This window comes from Caulobacter sp. UNC358MFTsu5.1 (assembly GCF_000712075.1).
Taxonomy (GTDB): domain Bacteria; phylum Pseudomonadota; class Alphaproteobacteria; order Caulobacterales; family Caulobacteraceae; genus Caulobacter.
The window spans coordinates 103,937-119,325 of the sequence record NZ_JONW01000008.1 but is presented as its reverse complement, the minus strand read 5'-3'; the positions used below and the strand labels follow the sequence as shown (position 1 = coordinate 119,325).

Below are 15,389 nucleotides of genomic sequence, written 5' to 3'. Positions count from 1 at the left end.
GAAAGGCTACTGCGGCAGCAGGGCGATCGCCGCGCTGGCCACCGTGCTGACGGGCAGGGCCTTCAGGTCCGGCGAGCGGATCACCGCCACGTGGCCGCGCGGGCCGCACAGCTCGGGGTCCGAGGCGTCGGAGAAGAGGGCGATGGTCGGCGCGCCGGCGGCGGCCAGCAGGTGGGTCGGGCCGGTGTCGTTGCCGACGGCCAGGGCCGCCTTGGCGCCCAGCACGGCCAGCTGGGCGAAGTCGGTGCGGCCGGTCAGGTCGCGGGCCTGGCCCACGGCCTTCTGGATCTGGCGGGCCATGGCGCTTTCCTGCGGGCCGCCGATGATCACGATGTCCAGCCCGCGCGCCTTCAGCAGGGCCGCCAGCTGGGCGTAGCTCTCGACCGGCCAGCGCTTCTCGGGCCGATGGGCCGAGCCGCCCGGAACCAGCAGGACGTAGGGGCGCGGGGCGGCGGCGCCGGCCACCGGGCGCGGCTCCTTGATGCGGCGCAGGATCCACGACAGGTCCGGGGCCGGCGCGCCGCCGGGCTCGGTCGGGGCGTCGGGCCAGATGCCGGCCTGCTTCAGCTGGTCGGCCTGCCGCTCCAGCGTGTGCATGTGGTAGCGGGCCTTGCCGCGCTGGGGCAGCGAGCAGCCGGCGGCGATCCCCGACCATTGCGGCGGGAAAGGCCGCAGGGCCTGGAAGTACCAGTTGGTGCGGCTGTTGGTCTGCAGGTCGTAGACGCGGTCGTAGCGGGCCTTGCGCAGCCGGCCGAGCAGGGCGGTCAGGTCGCCGAAGTCGCTGGGACGCCCGTCGGTCTCGACGCTGTTGAAGTAAGGCGACAGCTTGGCCAGGGCCTCGAAGGGCGGCGTCGTCAGCAGGGTGATCTTGGCGCGCGGGTGGGCCTCGCGGATCTTCTTCATCGCCGCCAAGGCCAGTACGAAATCGCCGAGGGCGCCCAGCTTGATGACCAGGACCTTCTTGATTTCCTTGCTCAACTTTTCGTCTCCAGAACGCGTGCGTAGACCTTGAGCGTTGCTTCGACCATCGCGTCAACAGAATACAATTTCCGGGCGCGCGCCCGGGCGGCCATGCCCATGGCCTGGCGGCGCGCCGCCCCCGCCTCGCAGGCGTTCGAGAGGGCGGCGGCCCAGGCCTCGACGTCGCCCGGCGCGACCAGCCAGCCGGTCTCGCCGTCGACCACGGTCTCGCGCGCCGCGCCGTGATCGGAGGCCAGAACGGGCTTGCCCATCACCTGCGGCTCGACCGCCGTGCGGCCGAAGGCTTCGGGCTCCAACGAGGGGGCGATGGCCAGGTCGGCGACCAGATAGGCGGCCGGCATGTCGTCGCAGTGGCCCACCAGCCTGACGCTGTCCTGCAGCCCCGCCTGGGCGATCATGTGCTCCAGCTCGGCGCGATAGGCCTTGCGGCCCTGGTCGTCGCCGACCAGCAGCAGCAGCACGCGGGTGTCGGACACCGCCTTCAGCCGGGCCACCGCCTCGATGACCAGGGCCTGGCCCTTCCACCGGGTCAGGCGGCCGGCCAGCAGCACCTTCAGGCGGCGGTCCTCGGGCGACACGCCCCAGGCGTCCCGCAGGGCCTTCACCCGCTCGGCCGAGACCAGGCCGGGCTCGAAGCGGGTCAGGTCCACGCCGCGCGGGATGGCCACCACGCGGTCGGGCGAGATGCCGTGCTCGGCGATGACGTGGGCGCGGGTGTATTCGGAATTGGCGATCACCAGGTCGCCCTTGGTCATCACCGCGTTGTACCAGCGCTTGAGGCTGGACTTGGCGTTGTAGACCCCGTGATAGGTGGCCACGAACGGGACCTTGGTGGCGTGCGCCGCCCACAGGGCGCTGAAGGCCGGGGCGCGCGAGCGGGCGTGGACCAGGCTGACCTTCTCGCGGCGGATCAGGTCGATCATCCGCGCGGCGTTGCCCAGCATGATCAGCGGGTTCTTCGACTGGGCCGGCATCTGGGCCAGGCGACCGCCGTCGGCCTCGAGCCGTGCGGCCATGCGGCCGCCCTTGGTGGCGACCAGGGCCTTGCCGCCCTGGGCGATGACGCCGTGGGCCACGTCGATCGTCGTCTGCTCGGCGCCGCCGGTTTCCAGTTCCGGAGTCACCTGCAGAAGAGTGAAATCGTCGGGGAGGATGGACACGCGTTGCTCTAACCGGGTTAGGGGGTCGTAGTTATCGAAATGAACAAGGCCGCGCCATGACCGATTCCCTTCAGCACCTCGTTCGCAACGACAATCTGCGGTTGGCGTACCGCGTCGTCCACGGTGTCCATCCCACGGTTGTGTGGCTGGGCGGATTCCACTCCGACATGACGGGGACCAAGGCCCAGGTCCTGGCCGACCAGGCCAAGGCGACCGGCGGGGCCTATCTGCGGTTCGACTACTTCGGGCACGGCGAGTCCGACGGCGCCTTCGAGGACGGGACCATCAGCCGCTGGCGAGAGGACGCCCTGGCGGTGATCGACGACCTGACCGAGGGGCCGCTGGTGCTGGTGGGTTCGTCCATGGGCGGCTGGCTGGCCTGCCTGGCGGCGATCGCCCGGCCCGACCGGGTCAAGGCCCTGGTGCTGATCGCCCCCGCGCCCGACTTCACCGAGAAGCTGATGGAGCCGGAGCTGTCGGCCGAGGCCAAGGCGGCCATCGCCCGCGACGGCCGCTGGATCCGTCCCTCCGAATACGACGACGGCGGCTATGCGATCACCCGCGCGCTGCTGGAGGACGGGGCGCGGTGGTCGATCCTGCCGGGGCCCGTGCCGATCGACGTTCCCGTGCGGGTGCTGCAGGGCGGGGCCGATCCCGACGTGCCCTGGACCCACGCCCTGGAACTGGCCAACGGCCTGAGCTCCGACGACGTGGTCTTCACCCTGGTCAAGGACGGCGACCACCGGCTGTCGCGGCCCCAGGACCTGGAGCGGCTGGTCGCGGCCGTGGCCGAGGCGCGCATCCTGGCCGAGCCGGTCGACGACGACCCCGTCGCCCGCCGCCTGGCCCGCGCCGCCCGCGCCCGCGCGGCGGGTCAGGCGCCGGCCACCGCCTGGGCGGCGGCGGACATGGGGCCGGAGGAGGAGTAGGGCGCTTGATCGCCGGGCTGCGTTCGTCGCACACTGCAGCCGGAGCGTGTGGCTCCTCGGGGGATTTTCGAATGATGAAACGCGCGACCTGCGCCGCCTTGGCCCTGGCGCTGACGGCCGCCGCGCCGGCTCGGGCCGAAGCGCCCGAGACCACGACCGACCTGAAGTGCCTGGTGTTCGCGATGGGCATGGCCGGCAATTCCGACCCGAGCAAAGCCTCGGTGGGCACGATGGCCGCGCTCTACTTCCTGGGTCGGATCGACGGGCGCGAGCCGAAGCTTGACCTCGAAAAGCGCCTCGTCGCGCCGGACCTGCAGATCAAGCCGGCCGATTTCCCGAGCCTGGGCGCGACCTGCGGCGGCATGCTGACGACCCGCGGGAACGACCTGACGACCATGGGGCAGCACTTCCAGGCCGCCGGGAAATAGGCTGGCTCAGCCGCCCGCCGCCAGGATCGCCGCCAGGCCCTCGCGATAGGTCGGGTATCTCGGCCGCCAGCCCAGCTCGGCCTTGGCCAGGGCGTTCGAGACGCGCTTGTTCTCGGCGTAGAAGCGGCGGGTGGCGGGCGACAGGCCCAGCTCGTTGAACGGCAGATCGGGCGGCACGGGCGCGCCCAGCAGGCTGGCGGCGTGCTCCATCACGTCCTGCGGCGGGGCCGGCTCGTCGTCGACCAGGTTGTAGACGCCGCCGGCCCGGGGGCGGTCCAGCGAGGCCAGCAGGCCCGAGACGATGTCGTCCAGGTGGATGCGGCTGAACACCTGGCCCGGCTTGACGATGCGGCGGCCCTCGCCGGCCCGCAGGCGGTCCAGGGCGCTGCGGCCGGGGCCGTAGATGCCGGGCAGGCGGAAGGTGGTCACGGTCAGGCCCATGCCGCGCCCCACCTGGCGCCAGTCGCGCTCGGCCCCGACGCGGCGCGCGCCCTCGACCGACTGGGCCTTCAGGGGACTGCTCTCGAACACCCAGCGGCCCTCGAAGTCGCCGTAGACGCCTGTGGTCGACAGATAGCCGATCCAGTCGGGGAAGGCCTGCGCCGCCGCCAGGGCGGGGATCGTCGCCTCCAGGCCCGGACAGCCGTCGGCGGTGGGCGGGGCGGTGACCAGCACGGCGTTGACGCCGGTCAGGGCCGCGGTCATGGCGGCGCGGTCCTCGGCGTCGACGGGCTCGATCCCCAGCGCGCTCAGCTCAGCCGCGCGCACGGCGTCCCGCGCTGTCGCCGCCACGCTCCAGCCGCGCCCGATCAGCGCCTCGGCGAAGGCCTGGCCGACATAACCCAATCCGAACACGAACAGACGCAAGACGCTCAAGTCCCCGAAACGAAGGGGCGAATGAGTGTATGAAACCGAGGTTTGCGCAAGGGCGGATCCTCCCCCGAGGGGGGAGGTGCGACGCGTTGTCCACAATGACGCGTTCGAACCCGCTTCAGACCGCTTGCCAACCGCAAGGCGCTCTGCCATAAGCCGCCTCCTCGTCGCGGGGCGCTGTTTCAGCCCCCGCCGATGCGGGCGTAGCTCAGTGGTAGAGCACAACCTTGCCAAGGTTGGGGTCGAGAGTTCGAATCTCTTCGCCCGCTCCATTCTCCGGTCCTCCGGCGGTGGAACGAGACCCGAAATATCCCGGATGCGGGCGTAGCTCAGTGGTAGAGCACAACCTTGCCAAGGTTGGGGTCGAGAGTTCGAATCTCTTCGCCCGCTCCAATTTCCCCCCAAATTGAAGCGTGACGCATCCGGTGGGCGGCTGTTAGCTCTGCCATGGAACCCCGTTGCGCGCCCCACCGTTCCTGAGCGGTGATCACCTGCGCGGAGCGGGCGGGACTGGGGATGTCGGACAATGACCTGTTTCAAGCTTGAACGAACGCGGGCGGCCCGGATGGCGGCGCTGGCGACCCTGTTAGCGCTGACGGGGGCGGTCCACGCCCAGGCGGCCCAGGCCAAGCCTGAATATCCGACCCGGAAGCCCGCGGCCGAGGCCGGGAGCGCCAAGCCCGCCAAGCAGGTGACGCCCCCGGTTTCGTCGACGACGCCGGAAAGCGCCGAGCCCAACCCGGGCGGCTGGACCGAGGTGCGCAAGAAGTCGGTGGACATCGGCACCCAGCCCGTGCGCGACGTCGGCATCATGAAGCGCCAGGTCCCGCCGATCCTGGTCAAGGCGCAGAACGATCCCTACAGCCTCAAGGGCCTGAAGACCTGCAAGCAGCTGGCCGCCGAGGTCAGCGATCTCAACGCTGTGCTGGGCGACGACTTCGTGGTCGGCAACGAGATCAAGGAGAACCGGGCCGGCAAGCTGGCCGAGGCCGGCGGCAAGACGGTGATCAACTCGATCATCCCGTTCCGCAGCCTGGTCCGCGAAGTCACCGGCGCGGCCCCCGCCGACCGCCGGCTGAACGCCGCTCTCGACGCCGGCTACGCCCGCCGGGGTTTCTTGCGCGGGGTGCACGCCAACCGCCGCTGCAAGACGCCGTTCTAGGTCGAGCTTCTAGTCCCTGGCGATTCCTGATCTAACCTCGTGGTGAACCTGCGGGGAGTTTACATGTCCAAGCGCGTCCTTCTGGGCCTCGCCCTGGTTCTGGCCCTGAACGGCGTAGCCGTCGCGGCCGCGCCCAGCGCCGCCGACCGGCTGGCCCAGGCGGTCAAGGCCTACGAGGCGGCCGGGGCGGGCGAGGACGACGGCGAGGGCGGGGCCGACGACGCCTCGCGCTTCAAGTTCCCGCCGGTGGGCCCCAAGGCCGACGCCGACCGCAAGGCTCTGCTGACCTCGGCCCGCCAGGCGCTGGACGGCGTCGACCTGGCCGCGCTGAAGCCCGACCAGCGCCTGACCCACGCCATCCTGAAATGGAGCCTGGACGAGCGGCTGGAGGGCCTGTCGTTCGACGAGGCGCGGATGCCGTTCAGCACCGACGGCGGCTTCGACGTCATCCTGCTGTACCGCGCCAACGGCATGCACCTGAAGTCCGAGGAAGAGGCCAAGCAGTGGATCGCCCTGCTGGCCCAGACGCCCGACTGGTACGCCGCCAACATCGCCAACGCCCGGCGCGGCGTGTCGACCGGCTTCGTACAGGCCGTGCCAACCGCCCAGGCTGTGCTGGACCGCGCCCGCCGCACCGCCGCCACGCCCCTGGCCGAGGAGCCGCTGCTGGCGCCGCTGCGCGACCTGCCGTCCAGCATCCCCGCCGATCGCCGGGCCGCCCTGCTGGCCTCGGGGACCAAGGTGGTGACCGACCGGGTCGCCCCCGCCCGCGCCGGCTTCGTCACCTTCATGGAGCAGGAGTACCTGCCGCACGCCGCCAAGAGCCTGGCGGTGTCGGACCTGCCGGACGGCGCGCGCTACTACGCCTTCCTGGTGCGCCGCCACACCACCACCACCATGACCGCCGACCAGGTCCACGCCCTGGGCCAGTCCGAGGTGGCCCGCATCCGCGCGCGGATGGAGGTCGTGATGAAGCAGGCCGGCTTCCAGGGCGACCTGCCGGCCTTCATCGCCTATCTGCGCAAGGACCCGCGGTTCTACGCCACCAGCCGCCAGCAGCTGCTGGAGAAAGCCAGCGAGATCGCCAAGCGGGCCGACGACCAACTGCCCGCCCACTTCGGGACCCTGCCGCGCCTGACCTACGGCGTGCGCCCCGTGCCGGCCAGCATCGAGCAGGGCTACACCACCGGCCGCTATTTCGGGGGCGATCCCAAGACCGGCCGCGCCGGCGGGCTGATGATCAACACCTCGGCCCTAGACCAGCGGCCGCTGTACGAGCTGCCGGCCCTGGTGCTGCACGAGGGCGCGCCCGGCCACCACATCCAGACCGCCCTGGCCCAGGAGCAGACCGGCGTCCCGGACTTCCGCAAGACGGTCTATTTCAATGCCTACGGCGAGGGCTGGGGCCTCTATTCCGAGTGGCTGGGCGAGGAGATGGGGATCTATCGCGACCCCTACGAGCTGTTCGGGCGGCTGTCGTACGAGATGTGGCGCGCCTGCCGGCTGGTGGCCGACACGGGCCTGCACGCCAAGCATTGGACGCTGGACCAGGCCAAGGCCTGCTTCGTCGAGAACACCGCCCTGTCGCCGACAAACATCGACGTCGAGGTGGCCCGCTACGTCTCCTGGCCGGGCCAGGCCCTGGCCTACAAGGTGGGCGAGCTGAAGATCCTGGAACTGCGGAAACGGGCCGAGACGGCGCTGGGCGACAAGTTCGACGAGCGGGCTTTCCACGACGCGGTGCTGCTGAACGGCTCGCTGCCGCTGGCGGTGCTGGAGGCCAAGATCGACGCGTGGATCGCGGCGCGGAAGCGGTAGGCGTCGGGCGGCGATCACTTGCCCCCTACGGACCGCTTCGCGGTCGTCTTCCCCCGAAGGGGGAAGAGCGCTCGGCGCGAAGGCTCCGCCCCCTATGGGGGCGGACAGACCGCGAAGCGGTCAGGTGGGGGCCAGTGGGCGAGCCACCGCCGCCTGGATCGTGGCCGGCAAAGCGCCTATCACCGCGCTCGACAACAAGGGGACCCCGTCACATGGCCAAGATCACCGTCCTGGGCGAATGCATGGTCGAGCTGTCGCCGGAGGGCGAGGGTCTGCATCGGATGGGGTTCGCGGGCGACACCTTCAACACCGCCGTCTACATGGCCCGGCTCGGCGACGACGTCGCCTACTGCACGGCCCTGGGCAAGGGCGATCCCTTCAGCGACGGCGCCCTGGCCGCCATGCGCCGCGAAGGGCTGGACACCCGGCTGGTGCGCGAGGCCGAGAACCGGCTGCCGGGTCTCTACGCCATCGTGCTGGACGAGAACGGCGAGCGGAAGTTCCACTACTGGCGCGAGCGCGCGCCCATCCGCGACCTGTTCTCGCAACACACCGCCGACCAGCTGATCGCCGCCGCCAAGGCCAGCGACCTGGTCTATCTGTCGGGCGTGACCCTGGCGGTGATCGGCGACATCGGCCGCGCGCGGCTGAAGGACATCCTCGCTTACGTCCACTCGCTGGGCGTGGCCGTGGCCCTGGACTTCAACTACCGCCCGGCCCTGTGGGCCTCGCCCGAGGCGGCGCGCGAGGCGCTGGACGGCGTCGTGCCGTCGTGCCGTTTCGTCTCGCTGAGCAGCGAGGACAGCCGGCCGCTCTACGGCCGCGAGGCCGAGGACCTGGCCGCCGAATGGGCCGCGGCCGGCGCCGAGGTGGTGGCGCGCGACGAGAGCCACGCGGTCAACGTCCACACGCCGGAGGGCCGGATCGCCACCCCGGCCCCGGCCCGGGTCAAGGCCCTGGACACCACCGGCGCGGGCGACAGTTTCAACGCCGCCTACCTGTCCTCGCGCCTGGCCGGCCTGCCGGTCGAGACCGCCGTGGCGCGCGGCCACGACCTGGCCGCGGCGGTGGTGACTCGCAAGGGCGCGATCATCCCGACGGCCTCGATGCCCGTCTGGCCGCGGGGATAGAGCGGGGTCAGGTCCAGCGCAATCAAAGGTTTATATTCCTACTAGACGCGCGTAATAGGAAAGTTATCCTCACCCCTGGAATATCGACCTAGGATTCGGGTCGAGGGCGTCACGGGGACGCCGTTCGCAGGGGGAAGCCGATGCTGGCTCAAGCTCTCGAGGATCTGTGGGCCATCTCGCCCGACCCGCGCCGCGACAAACTGACGGCGGCCTTCATCACCCACGCGGTGGCCCTGGCCACCGGCGTCGCGCCGTCCGACATCGCGTCGACCAAGCGCACCAGCAAGGCGGCGGCGCGGGCGCGGCAGATCGCCATCTATCTGGCGCACGTGAACTTCAACTGGCCGCTGATCCGGGTGGCCTTCGCCTTCAACCGCGACCGCACCACCTGCGGCCACGCCTGCCACCGCATCGAGGACATGCGCGAGAACGCCGACTTCGACGCGCGGATGAGCGTGCTGGAGGCCTGCATCAAGCAGGCGCCGGACGCCATTCCGGAACTGACCGAACTGGGGCCGGAGCGATGAGCGGCGCGGCGACGGAGGCGGCGTTCCAGCGGATGCTGGAGGCCGAGCGCCTGGCCGGCCGGGCCGAACGGCTGCTGCGGCGGCCGGGGGCGCTGATCGAGGTCAAGGGTCTGGGCTACGTGGTCCGCTTCGGTCCGCGCCGGGCGGCCATGCTGACGGTGGACGAGGCGGCGTTCCGGGTGCTGGCCCGCGACGGGGCCCTGGCCGCGCGGCGCGAGGGCGGGTGGCGGCTGGTCAAGCCGCTGGCGCCGCCGGTCCCGCCGCCGGGACGTCCAGGCGTGATCGAGGGCGAGCGGGTGGTGATCGAGGGCAGCGACCAGCACGTGGTGCTGAAGGCCAACCTCGGCGAGTCGCCCCTGGCCTGGCTGGCCCGGCGCGGCGGGCTGGAGGACGTGGAGTTGCTGGCCGGCGAGCGGCTGCGCGAGGACTTCCAGAAGGCCGGCTCGATCGGCCGCCTGACCATGGATTGGGACGCCCAGCCGCGCGGCGACGGCGGCGGCCAGAGGCTGGAGCCGGCCCTGCGGGCCCGGGCGGCCAAGGACCGTATCGCCGCGGCCCTGGCGGCCGTGGGGCCGGGCCTGCGCGAGATGCTGGAGCGGGTGTGCCTGGCCGAGACGGCCCTGCAGGTCGCGGAGCGCGAACTGGGCCTGCCCAGGCGGGCCGGCAAGACGGTGCTGAAGCTGGCGCTGCAGCGGCTGGCGATGCACTACCGGATGGCGTGATGACGCCCAGATCGTCTGTCCCTCTCCCTTGTGGGGAGGGTGGCCCTGGCGGAGCCAGGGTCGGGTGGGGCTTACTGAGTCAGCAGACCCCACCCACCAGCTTCGCTGGTCCCCCTCCCCATAAAGGGGAGGGAAGAGCCAAGATTTGGAAAGCTCTGGCCGGGACCTAGTGCTTCATCATGTGCTTGATGTCGCGCATCTGGTCGTGGCCGGACTTGACCGAGGTCCAGGCCTTCTCGATGGCGGCGCGGGTCTGGGCGTCGACGTCCGTGTCGGCCAGGGCCTTCTCGAACTTGCCCTTGATGTAGTCCTCGCCGGACTCGACCTCGCTGACGATGGCTTCGTCGCCCTTGGTCAGGCTGTCCTTCAGGTTGACGAAGGCGCGGTGGGCGGCGGCCAGGATCGTGCCGTCGTCCTTGGCCTGGCCGCCCAGGCGGCGGACCTCGTCCTGCAGGTCGGAAGCCACCGAGCGGCGCTCCTGGGCGCGCTGGGTGAACAGGGTCTTGAAGCGGGCGCCGTCGGCGTCCTTGGCGGCCTCGGCGTAGCCGTCGGCGCTGTCGATGGTGGTCTCGACCAGGCTGTTGATCAGCTTGATGTGGTCTTCGTTGGTGTGGGCCATCGGGGGCTCTCCTTGATTGGGGACGGGTTGCGTGGGGGAGGCCTAACGCGGGGCGGACTCGGAAGGTTCGAAGCGCGACTTCAGCGTCGAGGCCTGCGCGCCCAGGAAGCCCCAGGCGGTGGTGGCGGCGGCCAGGGTCGGACCGCGCGTGCGGCGGTTGATCAGCAGGGCGGCCACGGCGCCGGCGCCCACCAGGGCGAGGGCCAGCGGCACCTTGCGGCCGGCCAGCGTGATCCGGCCCTGGGCGTCGGGCTTGAGGGCGTAGTCGGCCGGCGGCTGGACCGCGTAGGGATCGGCGGGCGCCTTCTGGAAGAGGCCCGAAATCTTGTCGGACAGGCTGGACAGCAGGCCCTGGCGGGCGGCGGCGGGCGTGCCGTAGGAGGCGTCGTAGGCGGCCATGGGTGGCTCCTTGGAGAAAGAGGAGCCTCGATAACGCGGGGCCGGCGGGGATGATCCGCCGCCGTCAGTCCGTTTCGCGCGGCGGCATCACGGCCCCGACGTGCTCGATGCCCAGTTCCTTCGCCCGGGCCGCCTGCCTGTGCCGCTCGGCGTAGCGGGCCTTGGCCACATCGTCGCGGGCGTCGTGGCAGGCGGGGCAGGAGACGCCCTCGACATAGTGCGCCGAGGCGCGATCCTCGGGACTGACCGGCATGCGGCAGCCCCGGCACAGGGCGTGGGTCCCGGGCTCCAGCCCGTGGCCGACCGCCACCCGCTCGTCGAACACGAAGCACTCGCCACGCCACAGGCTCTGGTCGGCGGGCACGGTCTCCAGATAGTTCAGGATGCCGCCTTTCAGGTGGAAGACGTCCTCGACGCCCTCGCTCTTGAGGAACGCCGTCGACTTCTCGCAGCGGATGCCGCCGGTGCAGAACATCGCCACCTTGGGCGGAGCCGCCGGGTCCCAGGTCTCGCGGAAGGCGCGGAACCAGGCGGGGAAGTCGCTGAAGCTGGCGGTGGCCGGGTCGATCGCCCCCTCGAACGTGCCGATGGCGGTCTCGTAGGCGTTGCGGGTGTCGATCACCACCACGTCGTCGCGGGCGATCAGGGCGTTCCAGTCGGCGGGCCCGACATAGGTCCCGGCGTTGGCGGCGGGGTCCAGGTCGCCGGCCCCCAGGGTGACGATCTCGCGCTTGATCCGCACCTTCATGCGGTGGAACGGCATGGTCTCGGCCGTTGCGAATTTCAGCTCCAGCGTGTCGCAGCCGGGCAGGGCGCGGATGTGGTCCAGCACCTGGTCGATCGCCTCGGGCGTCCCGGCGATCGTGCCGTTGATCCCCTCGCGGGCCAGCAGCAGCGTGCCCTTGACGCCCAGGCCGCAGCACAGCTTCGACAGCGGCCGCATGATCGTCAGCGGGTCGGCGAAGGTGGTGAAGCGGTAGAGGGCGGCGACGCGGAAGCTCATGGCCTGGGCTGATAGGCGCTGGAGCGCGGCTTCTCAAGCGTCAGTGGAACTATCGCCAAACACGGCGGTTACATCGGCATGAGCATCCTGATCGTCGTCCTCGTCGCCCTCATCCTGCTTGGCCTGGCGCTCTATGCGGTCCAACGCAGCCCCATCCCGTCGCCGGTCAACTGGCTGATCCAGCTGGTGCTGATCGTCATCGCGATCTGGTTCATCGGAACGCGGGCGGGGTTCTTCTGAGCCTAAACACCGCTCATTCCGGCATTCGCCGGGTTGAGCGGATTTTATAGGATCAGACCAGCGCCGACGCGTCCCGCTGGATGCGCGCCACCATCGCCTTCAGACCGTTCGACCGCTGCGACGACAGCGCTTCCGACAGGCCCAGCCGCGCCATGGCGGCGGCGGCGTCGAAATCGACGATGTCCCGCGCCGGGCGGCCCGAATAGAGCCGCATCAGGATGGCGATCAGGCCGCCGACGATGTGGGCGTCGCTGTCGCCCCGGAACCGGATCGTGCCGTCGGCCTGGGGCTCGGTCACCAGCCACACCTGGCTGGCGCAGCCGCGCACCTTGTTGGCGTCGGAATGCTCGGCCTCGCTCAGCGGGGCCAGTTCCTTGCCCAGCTCGATCACGTAGCGATAGCGCTCTTCCCAGTCGCCGAGCAGTTCGAACTCGTCGGCCAGTTCGTCGAGGGCGGCGTCGATGGGGCGTTGCATGGCGGGGACTTAATGCCCCACGGCCCAAAGGGGAAGGCCTAAGGCCGCGCCCGGGCCAGCGAATGCCGCGCCGAGGCTTCCGGCAGGGTGACGACGGCGGTGAACCCGTGGCCCGGCGTCGATTTCAGCCGCAGGCTCCCGTCCATGGCCCGGGTCAGCAGGTCGACGATCGGCAGGCCCAGGCCCGCGCCTTCCGACTCCCGGGTCAGGGTGGCGCCGCCCTGCTCGAACGGGCGGATCAGGCGCGGCAGGTCGGCCGGGTCGACGCCCTCGCCGTGGTCGCGGATCTCGATCTCGACGGTTCCGCCGATCTGCTTGGCTTCGATCAGCACCAGCCCGCCCTGCGGCGAGTGGGTTAGGGCGTTCTGCAGCAGGTTGGTCAGGATGGTGCGCAGGCCGCGGCCGTCGGCGCGCAGGCAGGGCAGGGTCCCGGCCTCGGGCGCGACGATGCTGACCCCACGCGCGGCCGCTTCGCCCCGCAGCTGCAGGATCACGTCCTCGACGGCGTCGTCCAGACTCTCCTCGCCCAGGTCCAGGTCGGTGACGTGGCCTTCCAGGCGGGCGATCTCGACGATCTGGTTGACCAGCCGCAGCAGCTTCAGGCCGCTCTCGTGCACCAGGGTGGCGTATTCCTTGTACTGCGGCGCGCCCAGGGGGCCGTACAGCTCGCAGGACAGGATCTCGGAAAAGCCGATCACCGCGTTCAGCGGGGTGCGCAGCTCGTGGCTGACCATGCGCAGGAACGAGCGTTTCTGGTCGTCCAGGGCCTGCTTGCGCCGCGCGCGCGCCGCCGCCCGCCGGAAGGCGGTGGTCTGCGACATCAGGCCGGTGTCGGCGCCGGCGCTTTCGCGCGGCGTCTCGGCATGGCCCGACGCGTCGGTGATCGCCGGAGGTGGCGGCATGAGGACTCCCGGACCTTCTGTCCGTAACTTCGATGGGCCAGAATGAACCAAGGCGCTTACGAATCCGTTTCCGTCCACAAGAAGCTCTGGCGTTAACGATCCCGCGCAGATTGTGCGGCCTTGGGCGACTCCCCGGCCCGCGTTAAGCTTTGACGACGAAGACTCACCGAAAGGGATTCTCGCGGCCTTGCCCATCGACGGCGCCCCGCTCCAGACCGGCTCCAAGCCGGGTCAGGTCTCGTCCTCGACGGGAGCCTTCGGCGCGGCGCATCTGTGGCGGCTGGGCTGGCTGGCGACCGTGATCTTCGCGACCGGCGCGGCGGCCTTCACGCCCGGCGTGGTCGGCGGTCCGGTCTGGCTGGCCCTGGCGGCCGGCGCGGTCCCCGCCCTGGCCGCCCTCGCGGTCGGCGACCGGCGCGACGAGCGCCTGCAATCCCTGATCCTGGTCCTGTGGGCCACCTGCGGCGCGGGCGCGGCGGTGGTGACCGGCGGCGTCTCGGGCGCGATGAGCGCCTGGATCCTGGCCCCGGTGGCGGCCGCTTCGACCCTGTCGTCGCCGCGACGTCTGGCCGAGGGCGCCAGCCTGTCCCTGATCGGCGGCGCCGTGGCCGCCCTGACCCAGCTGTCGGGCCTGGCCCCGCCCGCGCCCACCGGCCCCCTGGCCTTCATCCTGGGCTTCCTGTCGGTGGCCACCGTCGGGGTGGGCCTGGCCTCGGGCCTGATCCTCACCCACCGCCGGGCGGGCGAGCGCGACAATCGCCACGTGGGCGAGCTGAACACCCTGCAGACCCTGGTCGACGGCGCGCCGCAGCTGCTGCTGGTCGTGGCCAGCAACGGCCGGGTCAGGACCGTGCGCGGGGCCGCCCCGCGCGGCGTCGCCACCTCCAACCTGGTCAGCGAGGGCCTGGCCTCGGCCGCCGTGGCCGGCGACCGCCAGAAGGTCAGCGCCGCCCTGGCCTCGGCCCTGGACGGCGGCGAGGCCAGCGTCGCCTTCGCCCCGCTGCTGGACCCCACCCGCACCGTCTGCCTGGACCTGCGTCAGGTCTCGCCCGACCTGCTGGTCGGCGTCATGCGCGACGCCACGATCGAGCGGGCCCGCGAGACCGCCCTGCAGCAGGCCCGCGCCGAGGCCGAGGGCCTGGCCGCCGGCCGCGCCCGCTTCCTGGCCAATATGAGCCACGAGCTGCGCACGCCGCTGAACGCCATCATGGGCTTCTCCGACATCATGCGCGCGCGGATGTTCGGCCCCCTGACCGACCGCTACGGCGAATACGCCGAACTGATCCACGAGAGCGGCCGCCACCTGCTGGACCTGATCAACGACGTGCTGGACATGTCCAAGATCGAGGCCGAGCGCTTCGAGCTGCAGCGCGGCGAGTTCGACGCCCGCGAGGCGGTGACGGCGGCCATGCGCCTGCTGCGCGTCCAGGCCGACGCGGCCGGTGTGCAGCTGCGCGGCGTGCTGCCCCCGGGCGAGCTGGAGGTCGACGCCGACCGCCGGGCCCTGAAGCAGATCGTGCTGAACCTGGTGTCCAACGCCCTGAAGTTCACCCCGCGCGGCGGCCAGGTGACGGTCACGGCCGACGGCCACGACGGCGAGTTCGAGCTGGTGGTCGCCGACACCGGCGTCGGCATTAGCCCCGAGGATCTCGAGCGCCTGGGCCGTCCCTACGAGCAGGCCGGCGGCGTGGACCAGCGCGCCAAGGGCACGGGCCTGGGCCTGTCGCTGGTGCGGGCCTTCGCCAAGCTGCACGGCGGCGAAATGAACATCGAAAGCCGCCTGGGCGCGGGGACCAGCGTCTCGGTCCGCATGCCGGTGCTGCTGCGGGCCTCGCGTCCGGCCATGGAGGCCCCGCTGCTGGAGCCGATGTCGTTGCCCGAGGTCGAGCCGGAAGAGTCCGAGCTGGGCCCGAACGTCGTGAAATTCGCCCCGCCGCGCTGAAGCGGCTCACCCACTTGCCCCCACCAGGCGCCGAAGCGCTCTTCCCCCTCAGGGGGAAGACGATCGCGAAGCGATCCGT

The 15,389-nt window shown here is 71.3% G+C and carries 17 protein-coding genes and 2 tRNA genes; 11 read left to right on the top strand and 8 right to left on the bottom strand.

Annotation, left to right across the window (positions count from 1 at the left end):
* Positions 1-6 precede the first annotated feature (6 nt).
* Together BR39_RS0115570 and BR39_RS0115565 are read right to left on the bottom strand one after the other, a co-directional pair.
* Positions 7-978, bottom strand: coding sequence for a glycosyltransferase family 9 protein (locus BR39_RS0115570; protein WP_029913783.1), 972 nt, complete (start codon positions 976-978; stop codon positions 7-9).
* On the bottom strand, positions 975-2,141 hold the full coding sequence (locus BR39_RS0115565; RefSeq protein WP_029913782.1) for a glycosyltransferase family 4 protein: 1,167 nt from the start codon (positions 2,139-2,141) through the stop codon (positions 975-977). The genes BR39_RS0115570 and BR39_RS0115565 overlap by 4 nt, the downstream gene beginning before the upstream one ends.
* A 56-nt stretch (positions 2,142-2,197) precedes the next feature.
* Here BR39_RS0115565 and BR39_RS0115560 point away from each other — a divergent pair, with 56 nt between their 5' ends.
* Both BR39_RS0115560 and BR39_RS0115555 read left to right on the top strand, forming a co-directional pair.
* Complete coding sequence (locus BR39_RS0115560; protein WP_029913781.1) at positions 2,198-3,070, top strand: carboxylesterase; 873 nt, start codon at positions 2,198-2,200, stop codon at positions 3,068-3,070.
* Between the two features lie 71 nt (positions 3,071-3,141).
* Complete coding sequence (locus tag BR39_RS0115555) at positions 3,142-3,498, top strand: hypothetical protein (RefSeq protein ID WP_029913779.1); 357 nt, start codon at positions 3,142-3,144, stop codon at positions 3,496-3,498.
* Positions 3,499-3,504: 6 nt separating this feature from the next.
* On the opposite strand, the gene BR39_RS0115550 is transcribed toward BR39_RS0115555, so the two are convergent.
* Positions 3,505-4,365, bottom strand: coding sequence for an SDR family oxidoreductase (locus tag BR39_RS0115550; RefSeq protein ID WP_029913776.1), 861 nt, complete (start codon positions 4,363-4,365; stop codon positions 3,505-3,507).
* 203 nt (positions 4,366-4,568) lie between these two features.
* On the opposite strand from BR39_RS0115550, the gene BR39_RS0115545 reads away from it, so the two are divergent.
* The 7 genes from BR39_RS0115545 (at position 4,569) to BR39_RS0115515 (ending at position 9,730) form a co-directional block, all read left to right on the top strand.
* Positions 4,569-4,643 (top strand) — tRNA-Gly (locus BR39_RS0115545).
* Between the two features lie 46 nt (positions 4,644-4,689).
* Positions 4,690-4,764: transfer RNA gene (locus BR39_RS0115540), tRNA-Gly, on the top strand.
* Positions 4,765-4,936: 172 nt separating this feature from the next.
* Positions 4,937-5,533 (top strand): hypothetical protein, encoded by a 597-nt coding sequence (locus BR39_RS0115535; RefSeq protein ID WP_231499480.1) that lies wholly within the window; start codon positions 4,937-4,939, stop codon positions 5,531-5,533.
* Positions 5,534-5,596: 63 nt separating this feature from the next.
* Positions 5,597-7,351: a DUF885 family protein gene (locus BR39_RS0115530; protein WP_029913771.1), complete on the top strand. Its 1,755-nt coding sequence runs from the start codon at positions 5,597-5,599 to the stop codon at positions 7,349-7,351.
* Between the two features lie 212 nt (positions 7,352-7,563).
* Positions 7,564-8,481, top strand: coding sequence for a sugar kinase (locus tag BR39_RS0115525; protein ID WP_029913764.1), 918 nt, complete (start codon positions 7,564-7,566; stop codon positions 8,479-8,481).
* Positions 8,482-8,621: 140 nt separating this feature from the next.
* A complete protein-coding gene (locus tag BR39_RS0115520) occupies positions 8,622-9,008 on the top strand; it encodes a helix-turn-helix domain-containing protein (RefSeq protein WP_029913761.1) in 387 nt (128 codons plus the stop codon).
* Positions 9,005-9,730 (top strand): DUF6456 domain-containing protein, encoded by a 726-nt coding sequence (locus tag BR39_RS0115515; protein WP_029913759.1) that lies wholly within the window; start codon positions 9,005-9,007, stop codon positions 9,728-9,730. The genes BR39_RS0115520 and BR39_RS0115515 overlap by 4 nt, the downstream gene beginning before the upstream one ends.
* A gap of 166 nt (positions 9,731-9,896) precedes the next feature.
* Here BR39_RS0115515 and BR39_RS0115510 read toward each other — a convergent pair whose 3' ends face one another.
* The 3 genes from BR39_RS0115510 to BR39_RS0115500 form a co-directional block, all read right to left on the bottom strand.
* Positions 9,897-10,349 carry a PA2169 family four-helix-bundle protein gene (locus BR39_RS0115510; RefSeq protein ID WP_029913757.1) on the bottom strand — a complete coding sequence of 151 codons (453 nt, stop codon included), beginning with the start codon at positions 10,347-10,349 and terminating at the stop codon, positions 9,897-9,899.
* Between the two features lie 42 nt (positions 10,350-10,391).
* Positions 10,392-10,748, bottom strand: coding sequence for a hypothetical protein (locus tag BR39_RS0115505; RefSeq protein ID WP_051695756.1), 357 nt, complete (start codon positions 10,746-10,748; stop codon positions 10,392-10,394).
* Between the two features lie 64 nt (positions 10,749-10,812).
* Positions 10,813-11,751, bottom strand: a complete 939-nt coding sequence (locus BR39_RS0115500) for a rhodanese-related sulfurtransferase (RefSeq protein ID WP_029913753.1) — start codon at positions 11,749-11,751, stop codon at positions 10,813-10,815.
* A gap of 78 nt (positions 11,752-11,829) precedes the next feature.
* On the opposite strand from BR39_RS0115500, the gene BR39_RS26775 reads away from it, so the two are divergent.
* Complete coding sequence (locus BR39_RS26775; RefSeq protein ID WP_165185581.1) at positions 11,830-11,991, top strand: hypothetical protein; 162 nt, start codon at positions 11,830-11,832, stop codon at positions 11,989-11,991.
* 52 nt (positions 11,992-12,043) lie between these two features.
* On the opposite strand, the gene BR39_RS0115490 is transcribed toward BR39_RS26775, so the two are convergent.
* Positions 12,044-12,466 (bottom strand): SufE family protein, encoded by a 423-nt coding sequence (locus tag BR39_RS0115490; RefSeq protein WP_029913749.1) that lies wholly within the window; start codon positions 12,464-12,466, stop codon positions 12,044-12,046.
* A 38-nt stretch (positions 12,467-12,504) separates the two neighbouring features.
* Positions 12,505-13,368, bottom strand: a complete 864-nt coding sequence (locus tag BR39_RS0115485; RefSeq protein ID WP_029913746.1) for a sensor histidine kinase KdpD — start codon at positions 13,366-13,368, stop codon at positions 12,505-12,507.
* A gap of 187 nt (positions 13,369-13,555) precedes the next feature.
* On the opposite strand from BR39_RS0115485, the gene BR39_RS0115480 reads away from it, so the two are divergent.
* The gene (locus BR39_RS0115480) at positions 13,556-15,310 is read left to right on the top strand and encodes a sensor histidine kinase KdpD (RefSeq protein ID WP_029913742.1); all 1,755 of its coding nucleotides are present in this window, start codon (positions 13,556-13,558) and stop codon (positions 15,308-15,310) included.
* Positions 15,311-15,389: the final 79 nt, after the last annotated feature.